General features: G+C 38.5%; 1 pseudogene. It reads right to left on the bottom strand.

From position 1 onward, the window contains the following. Positions 1–893: pseudogene (locus tag ACFINS_RS09875) on the bottom strand (cell division protein FtsX); the annotation flags it as partial.

Consider the following 893-nt stretch of genomic DNA (forward strand, 5'->3'; position numbering starts at 1 on the left):
TCGATTTGTAAGCACAGTCAGAAAAGAAACAAACAGAATAAGACAAATGATTTTTCCATAAGGAATGGAACTTATGGAAAAATGTCCAAACAAAGCAGTTACTTGGCTGGCTTCAATTTTCCCTAGATTATAGTTTGTCCAAAGGGAAAAAGCCCCAAATAGGACTATACTGATAGCACCACCGTAGAACGCACCGCGGAGTGCAGTTTTAAAAAAATGCCAGTCAAATTGTCGTGCAATGAAAAGGGTTTCAGTACCAAGAAAATATAAGACATTAATAATGTGTGCATTTTATGCTAGCGCATTGCGTGTGGCAAAAATAAACGTCAATCCTAGTGAGCCTAGAACCAGTGTTAAAATTGACAAGCCAATGAAAACAGTTGTTTGTGCCATTCTTGAAAAACGTTTCACCCAAACACGGTGATCATCAAACTGGCCTCCTGGAATTTGCGTTTTGATTGCTTGATTGATAGCACGAAAGTTGATCTCTTCCTCTTCTTTCAGTGTTACGATGATAAGGCGAGGAAGGGGCAATTCATTCAAGTTTAATCCCGTGCCAAGCCATGGTTCGAGCAATTTTTCTGTCGCTTTTTGGTCAACAATTGTGGCATCTTGTACACCATGAAATGTTTTAACCAATTTTACTGCATCACGAAGTGCTTTTTCCGTATCAACATTTTCAATGGGGCGTATTTGAATCGTTGCTTCATAGCTAATTTGGTTACTCCAACTATGAGAAGCACGTTGCACAAAATCAACACTGATTAATGTGAGACTTGAGAGAAATGTCATAATAGCGATCACTGCAACCAATGCTTTTCCAGAAATGTTATCGCTGGGAATAATAGCCGTTGAGGTTTGGTTATTGCTTGTAAAAATTGGAAAAGACTTAT

Source organism: Bartonella sp. AA2SXKL (assembly GCF_042197205.1).
GTDB lineage: Bacteria > Pseudomonadota > Alphaproteobacteria > Rhizobiales > Rhizobiaceae > Bartonella.